Source organism: Crossiella sp. CA198 (assembly GCF_052078295.1).
Lineage (GTDB): Bacteria > Actinomycetota > Actinomycetes > Mycobacteriales > Pseudonocardiaceae > Crossiella.
Genome location: NZ_JBQJIM010000014.1, coordinates 161,235 through 175,958, shown reverse-complemented (window position 1 = coordinate 175,958; position 14,724 = coordinate 161,235). Strand labels below are relative to the sequence as shown.

13 protein-coding genes are annotated in these 14,724 nt (G+C 72.5%); 4 read left to right on the top strand and 9 right to left on the bottom strand.

What is annotated here, in order from left to right; genetic code table 11:
• Positions 1-85: 85 nt before the first annotated feature.
• Genes ACTOWY_RS24175 through ACTOWY_RS24165 form a run of 3 tightly spaced genes read left to right on the top strand, consistent with a single transcriptional unit; the run spans position 86 to position 5,006 of the window.
• A complete protein-coding gene (locus ACTOWY_RS24175; RefSeq protein ID WP_441311940.1) occupies positions 86-1,252 on the top strand; it encodes an acyl-CoA dehydrogenase family protein in 1,167 nt (388 codons plus the stop codon).
• Positions 1,249-3,423, top strand: coding sequence for an acetate--CoA ligase family protein (locus ACTOWY_RS24170; protein WP_441311939.1), 2,175 nt, complete (start codon positions 1,249-1,251; stop codon positions 3,421-3,423). Before ACTOWY_RS24175 ends, ACTOWY_RS24170 begins: the two co-directional genes overlap by 4 nt.
• The gene (locus ACTOWY_RS24165; protein ID WP_441311938.1) at positions 3,420-5,006 is read left to right on the top strand and encodes a thiamine pyrophosphate-binding protein; all 1,587 of its coding nucleotides are present in this window, start codon (positions 3,420-3,422) and stop codon (positions 5,004-5,006) included. The genes ACTOWY_RS24170 and ACTOWY_RS24165 overlap by 4 nt, the downstream gene beginning before the upstream one ends.
• A gap of 4 nt (positions 5,007-5,010) precedes the next feature.
• Here the strand turns inward: ACTOWY_RS24165 and ACTOWY_RS24160 are convergent, their stop codons facing one another.
• From ACTOWY_RS24160 to ACTOWY_RS24145, 4 genes are read right to left on the bottom strand one after another with little or no spacing between them, the layout of a single operon-like run.
• Positions 5,011-6,612, bottom strand: coding sequence for an alkaline phosphatase D family protein (locus ACTOWY_RS24160; protein ID WP_441311937.1), 1,602 nt, complete (start codon positions 6,610-6,612; stop codon positions 5,011-5,013).
• Positions 6,613-6,622: 10 nt separating this feature from the next.
• Positions 6,623-7,630: an adenosine deaminase gene (gene add / locus ACTOWY_RS24155; RefSeq protein ID WP_441311936.1), complete on the bottom strand. Its 1,008-nt coding sequence runs from the start codon at positions 7,628-7,630 to the stop codon at positions 6,623-6,625.
• Positions 7,631-7,677: 47 nt separating this feature from the next.
• Positions 7,678-7,806, bottom strand: coding sequence for a hypothetical protein (locus tag ACTOWY_RS24150; RefSeq protein ID WP_441311935.1), 129 nt, complete (start codon positions 7,804-7,806; stop codon positions 7,678-7,680).
• Between the two features lie 33 nt (positions 7,807-7,839).
• The gene (locus ACTOWY_RS24145; protein ID WP_441312039.1) at positions 7,840-8,739 is read right to left on the bottom strand and encodes a LysR family transcriptional regulator ArgP; all 900 of its coding nucleotides are present in this window, start codon (positions 8,737-8,739) and stop codon (positions 7,840-7,842) included.
• 69 nt (positions 8,740-8,808) lie between these two features.
• Here ACTOWY_RS24145 and ACTOWY_RS24140 point away from each other — a divergent pair, with 69 nt between their 5' ends.
• Positions 8,809-9,426, top strand: coding sequence for a LysE/ArgO family amino acid transporter (locus ACTOWY_RS24140; protein WP_441311934.1), 618 nt, complete (start codon positions 8,809-8,811; stop codon positions 9,424-9,426).
• 21 nt (positions 9,427-9,447) lie between these two features.
• Here the strand turns inward: ACTOWY_RS24140 and ACTOWY_RS24135 are convergent, their stop codons facing one another.
• The 5 genes from ACTOWY_RS24135 to ACTOWY_RS24115 form a co-directional block, all read right to left on the bottom strand.
• A complete protein-coding gene (locus tag ACTOWY_RS24135) occupies positions 9,448-10,989 on the bottom strand; it encodes an alkaline phosphatase D family protein (RefSeq protein WP_441311933.1) in 1,542 nt (513 codons plus the stop codon).
• Entirely contained in the window at positions 10,989-11,519 is a 531-nt protein-coding gene (locus ACTOWY_RS24130; RefSeq protein ID WP_441311932.1) for a hypothetical protein, read from the bottom strand. The genes ACTOWY_RS24135 and ACTOWY_RS24130 overlap by 1 nt, the downstream gene beginning before the upstream one ends.
• A 95-nt stretch (positions 11,520-11,614) precedes the next feature.
• On the bottom strand, positions 11,615-12,166 hold the full coding sequence (locus ACTOWY_RS24125; protein ID WP_441311931.1) for a hypothetical protein: 552 nt from the start codon (positions 12,164-12,166) through the stop codon (positions 11,615-11,617).
• Between the two features lie 48 nt (positions 12,167-12,214).
• A complete protein-coding gene (locus ACTOWY_RS24120; RefSeq protein ID WP_441311930.1) occupies positions 12,215-13,795 on the bottom strand; it encodes an ABC transporter permease in 1,581 nt (526 codons plus the stop codon).
• Positions 13,792-14,700, bottom strand: a complete 909-nt coding sequence (locus tag ACTOWY_RS24115; protein ID WP_441311929.1) for an ATP-binding cassette domain-containing protein — start codon at positions 14,698-14,700, stop codon at positions 13,792-13,794. The genes ACTOWY_RS24120 and ACTOWY_RS24115 overlap by 4 nt, the downstream gene beginning before the upstream one ends.
• Positions 14,701-14,724 lie beyond the last annotated feature (24 nt).

The following is a 14,724-nucleotide window of genomic DNA, read 5'->3' as shown; positions in this document are numbered from 1 at the left end:
GGTCTCCGTCCCTCTTGACATCCCGCGACAGCCATACCAGATTGCTGCTGACTGATTGATCAGTCACTTAGTGGCGGAGGTGGCTGTGCGGCAGGTGCGGGACGGGCTCGATCTCACCGCGGAACAACGGGACTTCATCAGCCTCGCCCGGGATTTCGCCGCGACGGAAATCCGTCCGGTGGCGCGCACGGTGGATGAGGCTGACACGGAGAGCCCGCTTGAACTGTGGACTCGTGCCGCGGCGCTGGGCCTGACCGACCTGATGCTGCCCGCCCGGCTGGGCGGCGGCGGGATCGAGGACCTGCTCACCCAGGCCCTCATCCAGCAGGAACTCTGCTACGGCGACATCGGCATCGGCAACCTGCTGACCTCCAGCGGGTTCACCGCCGGTCCGCTGCTCGCACTGGGCTCGCCGGAGCAGCAGGACCGCTGGCTGGCGCCGTTGTGCGGGAAGAACCCGCCGCTGACCGCGGTCGCGGTGACCGAACCGGACATCGGCTCCGATGCCGCAGGCCTGCGGACCCGGGCCGTGCGCGACGGCGCGGAGTACGTGCTGACCGGGCAGAAGACCTGGATCTCCAACGCGCCCTACGCCGAGTTCTTCGTGGTGTTCGCGACGGTGGACCCGGCGCTGCGCTCGCGCGGCGTCACCGCCTTCGTGGTGGAACGAGACCGGCCGGGGCTCACGGTCGGCCCGCCCATGCGCAAGCTCGGGCAGCGGGCGATCGTCAACGCCGAGGTCTTCCTGGACGAGGTGCGGGTGCCGGTCGAGCACCGGCTCGGCGGGGACGGTGAGGCCTTCCGCGGGCTCATGCGGACCTTCGACGCCTCGCGGATCCTCATCGGCGCCGCCTGCACCGGTCTGTCCAGGGCCGCCCTGGACACGGCCACCGACTACGCCCGGCAGCGGGTGCAGTTCGGCACGCCCATCATCGAGCACCAGGCGGTCGGCTTCCGGCTGGCCGATATGGCGGCCAAGGTCGACATCTCGCACCTGCTGACCGTGCGGGCGGCCCAGCTGTTCGACCGGGGCGAGCCGGTCGCGGCGGAGTCGGCGATCGCGAAGGTCACCGCCTCGGAGAACGCGATGTGGTGTGCCTGGGCCGCGGTGCAGACACTGGGCGGCTGGGGGTACTCGCGGGAGTTCCTGGTCGAGAAGTGGCTGCGCGACGCCAAGCTGGAGGAGATCGAGGAGGGCACCTCCGACATCCAGCGGCTGATCATCGCCAGGTCGCTGGCCAGGCCGAGGTGAGCACGCTGGCCCGGTTCACCGACCCGGCCTCGGTGGCGGTGGTCGGCGCTTCGGCCGACCCGGCCAAATGGGGTCACTGGCTGGCCCTGGGCGCGCTGGCGGGCGCGCACCGGCGACGGGTGCACCTGGTCAACCACCGCGGTGGCCAGGTCGCCGGGCGGGAGTGCCTGACCAGCGTGCGGGCGCTGCCCGAGGCGCCGGAGCTGGTGGCGGTCTGCGTGCCGGCGCGGGCCGTGCCAGAGGTGGTCGAGGACGCCCTCGCACTGGGGGTGCGGGCGTTCCTGGTGATCACCAGCGGGTTCACCCCCACGGCTGAGGCGGCTCTGGCCGACCGGGTCCGGCGGGCTGGGGCCCGGCTGCTCGGCCCGAGCTGCCTCGGTCTCTACGACGCCGACGCCGAGCTGCGGCTGCTGTGGGGCGAGTGCGTGCCGGGTGCGCTGGCCATCGTCTCGCAGAGCGGTCAGCTCGGGCTGGAAGTGGCCGGCCTGGCCGCCGCGGCGGGGCTGGGGGTGTCGCGGTTCGTCTCGGTTGGCGCCCAGTGCGATGTCACCGCGACCGACCTGCTGCACGGCCTGGCCGGTCACGCCCGCACCCGGGTGGTGCTGCTGTACCTGGAGGGCTTCGGGGACGGCCGCACGGTGCTCGCGACCCTCGCCCGGCTGCGCGCAGCCGGTAAGCCGGTGGTGGTGCTGACCGCGGGGGCCAGCCCGGTCGGCGCGGCCGCGGTCCGCTCGCACACCGGCGCGCTCAGCTCCACCACCGATGTGGTGCGCGCGGCCCTGCGTGCCGCGGGCGCGATCCTGGCCCGCACCCCGGCCGAGGCGGTGCGTGCCGCCGCCCAGCTCGCCGCGGGGATCCCGCGCGGTGATCGCGTCGGCGTGGTCAGCGACAGCGGCGGCCAGGGCGCGCTGGCCGCCGACCTGGTGAGCGAGGCCGGACTGAGGCCGGGCGTCCCGGTCGACCTGGCCGGGACGGGCGAGGCGGACCTGGGCAGCTACCCGGCGGCCATCAAGCGGGTGCTGGACGGCGGAGACGTCGACGCGGTGCTGCTGACCGGCTACTTCGGCCGGTACGCGGTGGACACGCCAGGGCTGGCTGCCATCGAGATCGCGGCGGCGCAACGCCTGGTCGAACTCGGTCGCGGCGGGTGTCCACTGGTGGTGCACAGCATGGCCGCGAACGATCCGCAGGCGCCCGCGGTGGCCGTGCTGCGGGCCGGCGGCGTGACCGTGCACGCCGAGATCGACATGGCGGTCGAGGCCCTCGGTCTGGCCGCCCAATGGCGAGCCGGGGCCGCCCGGGACCTGTCGGCGCGCGGCGCGGACTCCAGGGCCGTGGGTCAGGAAACCCGGAGCACCACGGCAACGGTGAACGCCCCCTGGAGTGACTCAGCGCCGAGTGTCATCACCTACTGGAGTGCCCGGGAGTTGCTGTCCGCGTTCGGCGTGCCGTATCCGGCCGCTCAACCAGTGGCCTCCCGGACCGAGGTGCTGGCGGCGACCGCGCGGATGCGTGGGCCGTTCGTGCTGAAGGCGGGCTGGATCGAGCACCGAACCGAGCAGGACGCGGTGCGGGTGGGACTGGCGGATCCGGTGGCAGTGCTGGCCGGGTACGACGAGCTGGCGGGGCGGCTCGGCGAGCATGGGTACGTGGTCGAGGTGCAGGATCAGCGTGCGGGTGTGGTCGAGCTGATCGTGGGGTTCCGGCGGGATCCGGCGTTCGGGCCGGTGGTGCTGGTCGGGATCGGAGGCACGTTGGCTGAGGTGTACCGGGACGTCACGGTGGAACTGGCGCCGGTGGACGCGGAGCTGGCCGGGAGGATGCTGCGGCGGTTGCGGGGGTGGCCGTTGCTGGCGGGATGGCGGGGCCGTCCGGCGGTGGACGTCGAGGCGGCGGCCCGGGTGGTGGCCGCAGTGTCGCGGGTGGCGCTGGCGCGGGGCGACCTGGCGGAGGGCGAGATCAACCCGTTGCGGGTCGGGCCGTCGGGGGCGGTCGCGGTGGACGCGCTGCTGGTGCCGATGGCGGGGCGGGATCAGCAGGCGGCGCGGGCACGGGCGGCTGATGCTGGAGCGGACGTGACTGGAGCGGCTGAGACTCGGGCCGCTGAGACTCGGGCGGACGTGACTGGGACGAGCGAGCGGGGAGAGCGGATGCCAGGGGTGACGTGGTGAAGGTGACCGGTGGACAGGCAGTGGTGCAGGCACTTCTGGCGCACGGGGTGGACACCGTGTTCGGGATTCCGGGCACGCACAACCTGGAGATCTACCGGCACCTGGCCGCCGAAGGGGTGCGGCATGTGAGCACCCGGCACGAGCAGGGCGCCGCCTATGCCGCCGACGGGTACGCGCGGGCCAGTGGACGGCCGGGGGTGTGCGTGGTGACCTCGGGGCCGGCGACCCTGAACGCCGCGGCGGCGATCGGGCAGGCCTACTCCGACTCGGTGCCGGTGCTGCTGATCTCCCCAGGGCTGCCGCTGCGGCATCCGGGGCGGGGCAACGGGTACCTGCACGAGATGAAGGACCAGTCCGCGGCGATGCGGGCGATCGCGGGATACAGCCTGCGGGTGACCTCGGTGGCGGAGATCCCGGGGGCGGTGGCGGAGGCGTTCGCCTACTTCCGGGCGGGGCGGCCTCGGCCGGTGCACCTGGAGATTCCGGTGGATGTGCTGGGGGAGGCCGCCGAAGTCGAGGTTGCGGGACCGCTGCCGGTGGGGTCGGTGCGGCCGGAGCCCGGGGTGTTGGCCCGGGTGGCGGAGGTGCTGGGGACCGCTCGGCGGCCTGGGCTCCTGGTGGGCGGCGGGGCCAAGGGAGCGGCGGGGCTGGTTCGGGAGCTGGCCGAACTGGTGGGGGCGCCGGTGCTCAGCACGGCCAACGGGAAGGGGGTGCTAGCCGAGGGGCATCCGTTGAGCCTGGGGGCGGGGGTGCATTTGCCGGGGGCGGCGGAGTTCGTGCGGGACTGCGATGTGCTGGTGGTCCTGGGCAGCGAGCTGGCGCCCAGTGACTTCTGGGTGGAGCCGTTGGCCCGGCCGGGGTGCCTGGTGCGGGTGGATGTGGATCCGGGGCAGCTGCGGGTCAACGCCGCGCCGGAGGTGGAGGTGGTGGGGGATGCCGGGGCGGTGCTGACCGAGCTGCTCCCCCGGCTCGCCGGAGGAGAACTTCGGGACGGGGTGCAGCGGGCGGCCTGGTGGCGGGAGCGGTTGCGGGAGCAGGGGCGGGCCGAGGGGGCTCGGTGGTTGTGGTTGCTGGAGGTGCTCGGCGAGGCCCTCGGGGACGGGATCTTGGCGGCCGACAGTGCGATGGCCTGCTATTACGGGGCGCTGACGAATCTGCCGGTGCAGCGGCCGGGCGGGTTTCTGTATCCGACCGGGTTCGGCACCCTGGGGTACGGGCTGCCTGCTGCCATCGGGGCCGCGGTGGCGTGTCCGGGAGTGCGGACGGCGGCGTTGCTCGGGGACGGTGGGGTGATGTTCACCGTGGCGGAGCTGGCCACCGCGGCGCAGCTCGGGCTGGCGTTGCCGGTGCTGGTGGTGGACAACGCCGGGTACGGGGAGATCCGGGCGGAGATGGTGGCGCGGGAGGATCCGGTGCACGCGGTGGATCTGCCGTCGCCGGACTTCGCGGCGCTGGGGCGCGCGCTGGGGTGCCACGGGGTTCGGGTGGCCGACGCCGAGTCGTTGCGAGTGGAGCTGGCGCGGGCGTTCGAGGCCGACCGGCCGACGGTGTTGCACCTGCCCGAGGAGCTGGCGCGGGCCTGAGTGGTCACCGCAGGGGCAGGCGGGCCACCTCGGTCAGGGTGGTCTCGGTGGCGCGTTCGAAGGTGATGGTGGCTTCGGTGCTGGTCAGGTCCAGGGTGGCGAGCAGGTTGCCGAAGTAGGGGCCCGCGGTTTTGCGCCAGTGGGTGGGCTGGGCCGGGACGCCGGAGAGGCGGGTCCAGGCGTGCATGAGCGCCGAAGGCAGGCGCCACCAGCCCACGTGCAGGGCCGGTTTGAACATGGCCGGTTCGGCGTTGCGCAGGGGTGAGCAGGTCAGCTGGTGCACGGGGGTGTCGGCGGTGGTGCGGGCGACGTAGCTGTGGTGGACGTCGCCGGAGAGCACCGCGACCGTGCCGTCGGTCTTGCCCGCCGCCTCGTGCAGGACCTGGGAGAGCTGGTCGAAGGACTCGCGGAAGCTGGCCCAGTGGTCGAAGTCGCCGAGCTGGCGGATGCGTTCGGCCAGGCGTCCGCGCCGGCCGGGGCGGGTGGCGGCGTGTTCGTTGCGGGCCTGCAGGTGGTGGATCACCGGGGGCAGCAGCCAGGGCAGGGAGCTGCCCAGCAGCAGGTGGCGGTACTCGGTTCCGGCCCCGGCGAGCTGGGCGGTGAGCCAGGCGAATTCCTCGTCGTCGAGCATCTTGCGGCGGCCATCGCGCAGGATGCGACCGGCCCGGCTGTCCACCATGAGCAGGCGGACCGGGCCGAAGTCGCGGCAGAAGCTCCACTGGGCCTGCTTGTGTTCGCCGATCTCGGTGTCCCAGCGCTGGGCGTGCGATTCCAGCAGCTCCTGCGCGTCCGCCCCATGCAGGCCCTGGACCTGCTGGTACACCTCGTCCTTGGCCAGTGCGGCGGGGCTGAGGTTGCCCAGGTGCTGGTACACCCAGTAGGAGGCCAGCGCGCCGCGGACCCGCTTGGCCCACCAGGACTTGGCCGCCATCTCGGTACGCCAGGTCTCGGAGGTGTTCCAGTCGTCGCGGACGTCGTGGTCGTCGAAGATCATCGAGGTGGGCACGGTGGAGAACAGCCAGCGGACCTCGGGTTCGGACCAGCTCTCGTGGTAGAGCTGGGTGTACTCCTCGTAGTCGGCGACCTCGATGCCGGGCGGTTCGGCCAGGTCGCGGCGCTGCTTGAGGTACTGCTGGGTGCGGTCGGTGGTCTCGTCGGCGTAGATCTGGTCGCCGAGCAGCAGCAGCGCCTCTGGCCGTTCCCGCACCGGCAGCTCGCGCAGGCGGTTGGCCAGTGCGGACAGCGCGCAGTAGCCGACCTTGGCGCGCCGGGCCGGGTCCTCGGGCCTGGCGAAACGGCAGGAGCCGAAGGAGACCCGCACCGGGTGATCGGCCTGGTCGGGCAGGGTGCGGATGACGCTGGGCGGGTAGCCGGACTCCGGCAGCGGCCACACCGCCTGGCCGTCGAGGTGGACCTGGTACTCGTGTTCGGTGTCCGGGTCCAGGCCACTGAGCACGACCAGCGCGTAGTGGTGGCCGCCGACCTGGAAGGTGCCGCTTTCGACGTCGAGCACCCGGACTGTGCCGGGGCCGTCGGTCTCCACCCAGACGGTGGCCGAGTTGTCATCGACGTGGCGCAGCAGCGGTCCGAGCACGAGGTTGGGCACGGCGCCTTGTTTATCGCATCGCGGTCACCGGCGGTGCGGCGCTCCAGGCATCGATGCCGCGGTGCAGCGCCGCCTTGGTCTCCGGCGAGGCGAAGGAGGCGTCGGCGGCGTCCCTGGCCAGGTCGGCCAGTTGCGGGTCGGTGAGGCCGAAGGTGTCCCGGACGCGCTGGTACTCCTCGGTGAGGGTGACGCCGGTGAAGTTGGGGATGTCGGTGTTGAGGGTGACGACCAGGCCGGCGGCCAGCAGGTCGGGCAGCGGGTGGCTGGGCAGCTCGGGGACCAGGCCGAGGGTGACGTTGGAGGAGGGGCTGACTTCCAGGGGGATGCCGCGGTCGGCGACCTCGGCGGCGAGTTCGCGGTCTTCCAGGACGCGGAAGCCGTGGCCGAGGCGTTCGGTGCGGCCGAGGGTGAGGGCTTCGCGGATGCTGGGTGGTCCGCAGGACTCGCCGGCGTGGTGCACCAGGTGCAGGCCCGCGTCCTTGGCTTCCGCGATGACCTGGGCGAATGGCGCGAGGGAGTAGGTCTCCTCCCCCGCCATGTCCAGGCCGATGACCCGGCCGGGGAACCGGCGGGCCAGGTCCAGGGTGCGCTGGGCGCGTTCGACCGAGCGGCGGCGGGAGTGGTCCAGGATGACCTGGACCTCGATGCCGTGTGCGGCCTGGCCCGCATCGAGTCCTTCGAGCATGGCGGTCAGCGGCATGGCCAGGTCGCCGAGGCGTTCGCCGTGCGCGGCGGCGGTGAAGCGGATCTCGGCGTAGCGGGTGCCCTGGGCGGCTTCGTCAGCGCAGAACTCGCGGGCCATCCGGCGGAAGTCGGCGGGTTCGCGCAGGCAGTCCCGGATGTGCGAGTTGGCGTCGGCGAAGGCCCGGAAGCCCTGGAAGGAAGCGCCGTCGCTGGTGAGGCTGGCCGGCAGCTCGATGCCATGTTTGGTGGCGATCTCCTGGAGGGTCGCCCGGCGCAGGGTGCTCTCCAGGTGCACGTGCAGGTGGGTCTTGGGCAGCGTCAGCAGATCACGCATGGCCGCAGCGTAGGCAGTCCGGGCGGGCGCCGCCGCTCAATATCGGCTCAGGCCACCGCGGACAGGTCGGCGCCGGTCGCGGGCTCGAACCAGCCGAGCCAGGGGCATTCCAGCGCGAACCAGTAGTCGGCCACCACAGCTGGGGTATCCGGCGGGAGATCCTCGGAAATCGGCATGTCAGAAGGGTGCTACCTCCAGCGTGGTGGAGGTCAAGATAGTGGGGTGAGGTGTTCGGCCGCAGTGCGGACCACCGCCTCGGCCAGCGCGGACAGCGGCGGTGAGTCCAGCTTCCACTGCTGCCAGTACAGCGGCACGTCCACCGGGTGCGGCGGGGCGAGGTCGACCAGCGTGCCGCGGGCGGCGTGCTCGCCGGCTTGCCCGTCCGGGATCATCCCCCAGCCCAGGCCCTGCACCACCGCGGCCAGGAACACATCCGAGGCTGGCACCAGGTGCTGACGGCTGCTCGGCTCGCGCTGGGTGAGGTCGCGGGCGAAGCGGTGTTGCAGGTCGTCCTTGCCGTCGAAGACCACCACCGGCGCCGCGGGCAGCAGCTCGGCCAGCGGGCCGCCGGTGAGCCAGCGCCGGCGGAAGGCCGGGCTGGCCATCGCCCGGTAGCGCATCCGGCCCAGCGGGCGCACCGAGCAGCCCTGCACGGGTTCGACGGTGGAGGTGACCGCGGCCAGCACCAGGCCCTCGCGCAGCAGGTCGGTGGTGTGGTCCTGGTCCTCCCGGCGCAGTGCGAAGCACACCTGGAGGTGTTCGGGGACCCTGGTCAGCGCGGTGAGGAACCAGGTGGCCAGTGAGTCGGCGTTGACCGCCACCGGCAGCACGGTGGGTCGCCCGTCCTCGGGTAGTCCCAGTTCAGCGCGGGCGTCGTGGGCCAGCAGCGCGAGTTGCCGCCCGAACCGGGCCACCACCTCGCCGGAGGAGGTGAGCCGGACCGGTTTGGCGCGTTGCAGCAGCACCCGGCCGACCCGCTGTTCCAGGGCCTTGATCCGCTGGCTGACTGCGGACGGGGTGACGTGCAGGGCCCGCGCGGCTGCCTCGAAGGTGCCCTCGTCGACCGCGGCGAGCAGGGTGCGGACCTGGTCGAACGGCAGCTCGTCCATCACGATGGCTAATGATAGTGAAGAATCTTTAGCTGGCCTGCTGGATCTTCGCTCCTTAGCGTCAAGAACGTGTACGGATACTTGACACCGCTGGCCGCCGGTCTGGGCACTGGCCTGTCCCTCATCATCGCGATCGGTTCGCAGAACGCCTTCGTGCTGCGCCAAGGACTGCGCCGCGAGCACGTGCTGCCGGTGGTGGCCATCTGCGGGATCTCCGACGCGGTGCTCATCGTGGCCGGGGTCAGCGGCATCGGCGGCCTGGTCCAGCTGTGGCCGGGCGCGCTGACCGTGGTCGGCTGGGCCGGTGCGGTCTTCCTGGTCGGCTACGGCCTGCTCGCCGCCCGCCGCGCCCTGCGCCCCTCGGCTTTACAGGCCGGGACTACCGGTGGCGGCTCGGTGCGCGCGGCGATCCTCACCTGCCTGGCGCTGACCTGGCTCAATCCGCACGTCTACCTGGACACGGTGCTGCTGCTCGGCTCGGTCGGCAACGGCTATGGCGCGGCCCGCTGGATCTTCGCCGCAGGCGCGGTCGCGGGCAGCCTGCTCTGGTTCGGCGCGCTCGGCTTCGGCGCGCGCTCGCTGTCCGGGCTGTTCGCCAAGCCGGTCGCCTGGCGGGTGCTGGACTCACTGATCGCGGTGACCATGCTGGTCCTGGGGGTCACGATGGCCGTGCGCGCCTCGGCGTGACGGCCATCGTGACCCGGAGGTTCAGCGCCGCCGGTACTGCGCGGCCGAGCCTGCGGTGGCCGGGTCCTCGTAGCTGCCTGCCTTGCCGCGGTCGACGTGGAAGGTGGTCAGCGTGCTCACCGGCGAATCGGCCACCTTCCGGTCGCCGATCACCCGCAGGTGCGTGGACCAGCGCCGCGGCGTGACCTCGTAGACGTCGTAGCCGTAGCGGTTGCCCTCGAAGTACTTCAGGTGCGGGTTGGCCTTGCCCATCACCGGTCCGTTGGTGGCGTTCCACTCCGCGGAGTAGGCGCCCGAGGTGACCGAGTGCGCGGTGAACTCGGTGCCGATCACCGGGGACTCGGCGTTGTCGAAGTCCGGGCGGATGTCATCGACGAAGGCGGAGTGCCAGTCGCCGGTGATCACCACCAGGTCCTCCAGGCCCTTCTGGTGGGCCTGGCCGAGCACACTGTTTCGCTCGGTGCGGAAGCCGTCCCACTGGTCGGTGAAGTAGTAGCCGCCACCGGGTTTGGCCAGCTGGCTGAGCATGATCGAGTTGACCCAGCAGTGCCAGGCGTCGCTGGGTGAGTCGATCTGGCGGCCCAGCCAGGCGCGCTGCTCGGCGCCCAGGATGGTGCCCTCGGGCAGGTTCTGCGCCGAGCGGTACTGGCGCAGGTCCAGGATGGTCAGGTCGAGCAGGTCGCCCCAGCGGCGCTGCTTGTGGATCTGGATGTCGGGCAGCCCGGTCTCGGCCCGCGCGGGCATGTGCTCGTACCAGGCCTGGTAGGCCGCGGCCCGGCGCTTGACGAACGGGGCGTCGCCGGTGGTGCCGCTGTGGTCGTTGACCACCTCGTGGTCGTCCCAGGTCAGGAACCACGGGTGCGCGGCGTGTGCCTCGCGCAGCGACGGGTCGCCCTTGTAGAGGGCGTGCCGCTTGCGGTAGTCGGCCAGGGTGAGGATCTCCGGGCCGTCGTGGTCGCGGATGTGGCTGCCGCCGACCTTGCCGTGCTCGTAGATGTAGTCGCCCAGGTGCACCACGAAGTCCAGGTTCTCCCTGGCGATGCCGCGGTGCGCGGCGTAGAGGCCGTCGTGGAAGGCCTGGCAGTTGGCCGAGGCGAACCGGACCTTGTCCACCTTGCCGACCGGGGCGGTGCGGGTGCGGCCGACCCGGCTGCGCCGGCCGAGGGCCTCGAAGGCGTAGTAGTAGGTGCGGCCGGGACGCAGCCCGTGCACCGGGACGTGCACGGCGTGCCCCAGCAGCGAGGTGGCCGGGGCGGTGCCGCAGACGACCTTGCGGCGCAGTTCGCGGTCCTCGGCCACGATCCACCTGACCTCGACCGCGGCCGGTAGCGGCTGTTCGGCGGCGAGGGGGTCCGGGGCCAGCCGGGTCCACAGCACCACGCTGGTGGGCATCGGGTCGCCGGAGGCCACGCCGAGGGTGAACGGCTTGGGGTCCCAGCTGACGCCGAGGTCGGCCGCGGCGGCGTAGGCCTGGGCCGGACTGAGCGCGGCCGAGAGCGGCCAGACGGCGCCGAGGGCGCCCGCGGTGGCCGCGCCGCGGAGCAGGGTGCGTCGGTTCAGCATCAGCGGGCTCCCACGGTCAGGCTGAGGTTGTCGGCGTAGCCGTCGTTGGAGCTGCCGCTGCCGGAGCGGGTGAACAGCAGCGTGATCCGGGCGTGCGTGCTGCCCGCGGGCACCGGTCCGGTGGTGGTCTGCTCGAACAGACCGGTGCGCAGGCCGCGTTCCTGGGCGGTGACCGGGCCGAGCACGGCCAGGCCGATCGGGTAGCCGGTGCGGTCGAGGAACTCCACCGACAGCCGGACCCCGTCCTGCTGGGTGGCGAACCCGCCGAGCCAGCCGGAGAACCGGAAGACCGCGCCTGCGGGCAGCCGCACGGTCTGGGTGAGCCGGGTGCGCGGGCTGGTGCCGCCGCCGAGGAACTGGGCGCCGCGGTCGGCCGGGCCCGGGTCCAGCGCGGTGGGGTAGCCGCCGCCCGCGGCGTACCGGATGATCGCGGGCGCGCCTTCCACGGTCTGCCAGCCCGGCACCGCCGGGGTTGGCTCCCCCGCGCCGCCGGTGCCGCGTTCGACATCGCCGTTGTCGATGAGATTCACCTGCTACCTGCCTCCTCCAGTCGGGAACGGCGGGATTGTGCCGACCGTAGGAGGGGAACAGGTGAACGGAACATGGCCCTTTGGTCGCTTGTTTTTCAGAGCGTGCGGGCGTGGCGTGGAAGATAGCGCTTCCAGGCCGGGCTCTCGTCGGCGCCGGTCATGGCCCGGTGGCAGCCCGGATCCGTCCACTCGGCGTAGTTGCGGATGTCGGTGCCGTCGATGCTGAAGTAGAAGTGCGCGGCCAGCAGGCCGGGGATTACCATGCCCGCGGCGTCGGCTTCCTCGCCGGTGGTGAACATCCGGTCGACGAAGTCGCGTAGCCATTGCGGGTCCGCGACGGCGATGCCGAGCTGGGCGATGACCACGCAGCCGACCGGCCCGGTGGTATCGACCCGGCTGCGATAGTGCCGGAACTCGGTGACGGGGATCGGCGCGGTGGCGGCGTGCGCGCGGGCGGCGGTGCTGGTGGTCCACTGCGAGTAGTGCAGCAGGTTCACCCCGTCCGTGCACCGGTAGGAGGCCATGAACTGGCAGCCCTCGGGTAGCGGTTCGGCGGCGAGCCAGTCGAGTTCAGCCTCGGGGTCGGTGCTGGTCCATTCGCCGATGAGCACGACCGCGGCGTCCGCGCGGGTGGGGTCGGGGAGCATGTGGGCAGCCAACCAACCCCGCCCGTGGTGCTCAACCGGGTTTCCGGCTCAGCCGATCCGCAGGTCCCTGCGCTGCACCAGGACCAGTCCGGCGGCCGCGAACAGTGCCGCCACTCCCAGCAGGACCAGCGCGGAGGCGCCGTCGAAGGACTCGGCGGGCAACAGCGCCAGATGCCGGAACGGGGAGACGTCCAGCAGCCAGGTCGGCAGGTCGATCAGCGGGCCGAACAGGGCGAGCACGAATCCGGCCAGCGGCAGCGTGGTGCCCAGGGAAACCGCCCAGCGCGGCAGCACCGCGATGAGCAGGGTGGCCAGCCCGGCGAAGACCGCGGCCGCCGGCAGGCTGTTCAGCGCCGCGGCCACCAGCACCGAGGTGTCATGACCGCCGGTGGCCCACCAGGACAGCGCGGCCGCCGACCCGGCGAGGGTGGCCACCAGGGTTGCCGACAGCAACCCCGTCAGCAGGTGCGCGCCGAGCCAGCGGGCCCTGGTCAGCGGGCGGGCCAGCAGCACCTCGGCCTGGCCGGTGCGTTCGGCCTCCCTGGCGCTGACCACGCCCTGGGCGGCGACCAGCGCGATGAGCAGGCCGATGATCTGGAACAGGGTGGCCAGGAACGCCTCGGTGAACCGGCGCTCGCCACCGGCCACGGCCGCGAGCATGGCGCTGAGCTGCGGGTTACCGGCCAGCACGGTGGAGACGCCGTCCACGATCGCGCCGATGGAGGCGGCCAGCACCCCCAGTCCGGCGGCCCAGCCCAGGATCATGCCGGTGTGCAGGCGCAGGGTGAGCAGTTCGACGGTGCGCAGCGAGCGGCCGTGCGCGGGGCCGGGGCGGGCGTGCAGCAGTCCGGCGCCCAGGTCGCGGCGGGCCTCCAGGACCAGCGCGGCGGTGGCGGTCAGCACGGCAAGGCCGACGAGCAACAGCAGTGGCCAGGCGCGGTTGGTGGTGTAGGCGTCCACGTACTGCGCCCAGCCGAGTGGGCTGAGCCAGCGCAGCCAGGACACGTCGGTGTTGGCATCGGCCAGGACGCGCAGCACGTATCCGGTGGCCAGCGCCGCGCCGGTGAGGCCGCTGACCGCGCGCCGGGAGGTGGCCAGCTGACTGCACAGCGCGGCGATCCCGAGGTGGGCGAGTCCGGCCCCGGCGCAGGCCGCGCCGAAGAGCACCGCGCCCAGCACCGGGGTGCCCTCGACGAGCATGACCAGGGTGATCACCGCGCCCAGCAGCAGCGTGCCGGTGCCGACCACGAGCAGCGCGGCGGTCAGCGGGGCGGTGCGGCGCACGGATCCGGCCCACACCGCCTCGCGCAGCCCGTTCTCCTCATCGCCCCTGGTCAGCAGGGCGAGGGTGAGGGCGGCGTAGAGCGCGATGACCACGCACTCGAACTGGCCCATCCGCCAGCTGACAAATCCGCCGAGGCTGCCGATGTCCCCCGGTTTGCCCAGGGTGGCGTACAGCGCGGGCTGGCTGGCCAGTCCGGCGATGGCCGCCTCGCGCTGGGCCGGGTCGGGGAAGGCCTCCTGGTAGGCGGCGATGCCCACGATCATCAGCACCGCGATGGCCGCGCCCCAGGACAGGGTGCGCACCCACACCCGGCCCAGGGTCAGCCGCAGCAGCAGCGCGTTCACTTCTCCGCCTCGGTGTAGTAGCCCAGGAACAGCTCCTCCAGGGTGGGCGGGCGGCTGGTCAGGGTGTGCACGCCCGCGGTGGCCAGTGCGGCCAGCAGCCGGTCCATGGTGCCGGGCTGGGCACGGCAGGTGAGCCGGTAGTGGCCGCTCTCGGGTTCGGTGAGGATCGGATCGGTGACCCCGGGCAGCCCGTCGACCTGCACCGGGCCGGCCAGTTCGGCCTCCACGGTGTAGGCGGAGAGGTGCCGCAGGTCGGTCAGCGTGCCGCTGTCCACCAGTTGTCCGGCGCGGACCACGCCGACCCGGTCGCAGATGGACTCGACCTCGCCGAGGATGTGCGAGGACAGGAACAGCGTCCGGCCGTCGGCGCGGGCCTCGCGCACGCACTCCCGGAAGGTCTCCCCCATCAACGGGTCCAGCCCGCTGGTCGGCTCGTCCAGGATGAGCAGTTCGGCGCCGGTGGCGAAGGCGGCGACCAGGGCGACCTTCTGCCGGTTGCCCTTGGAGTAGGTGCGGCAGCGCAGCGACGGGTCGAGCTGGAAGCGTTCGATCAGCTCGGCGCGGCGGGCCTGATCGCCGGGAGTGCCGTGCAGGTGCAGCAGGGCGTCGATGGCCTGGCCACCGGTGAGCTGCGGCCAGAGCGCGACATCGCCTGGCACGTAGGCGATTCGCTGGTGCAGGGCCATCGCCTGCCGCCGCACGTCCAGGCCGAGCACGGTGGCCCGGCCGGACGTGGGGCGCAGCAGATCGAGCAGGATCCTGATGGTGGTGGTCTTGCCGGCCCCGTTGGGACCCAGGAAACCGAAAACCTCACCGGTGCGGACCTGGAGGGTCAGCGCGTCCAGTGCGCGCCGCCGACCGTAGTCCTTGGTGAGGCTGTCGATCTCGATAGCGACATCGCCCATGGGCGAGATCATCCACCTCGCGTG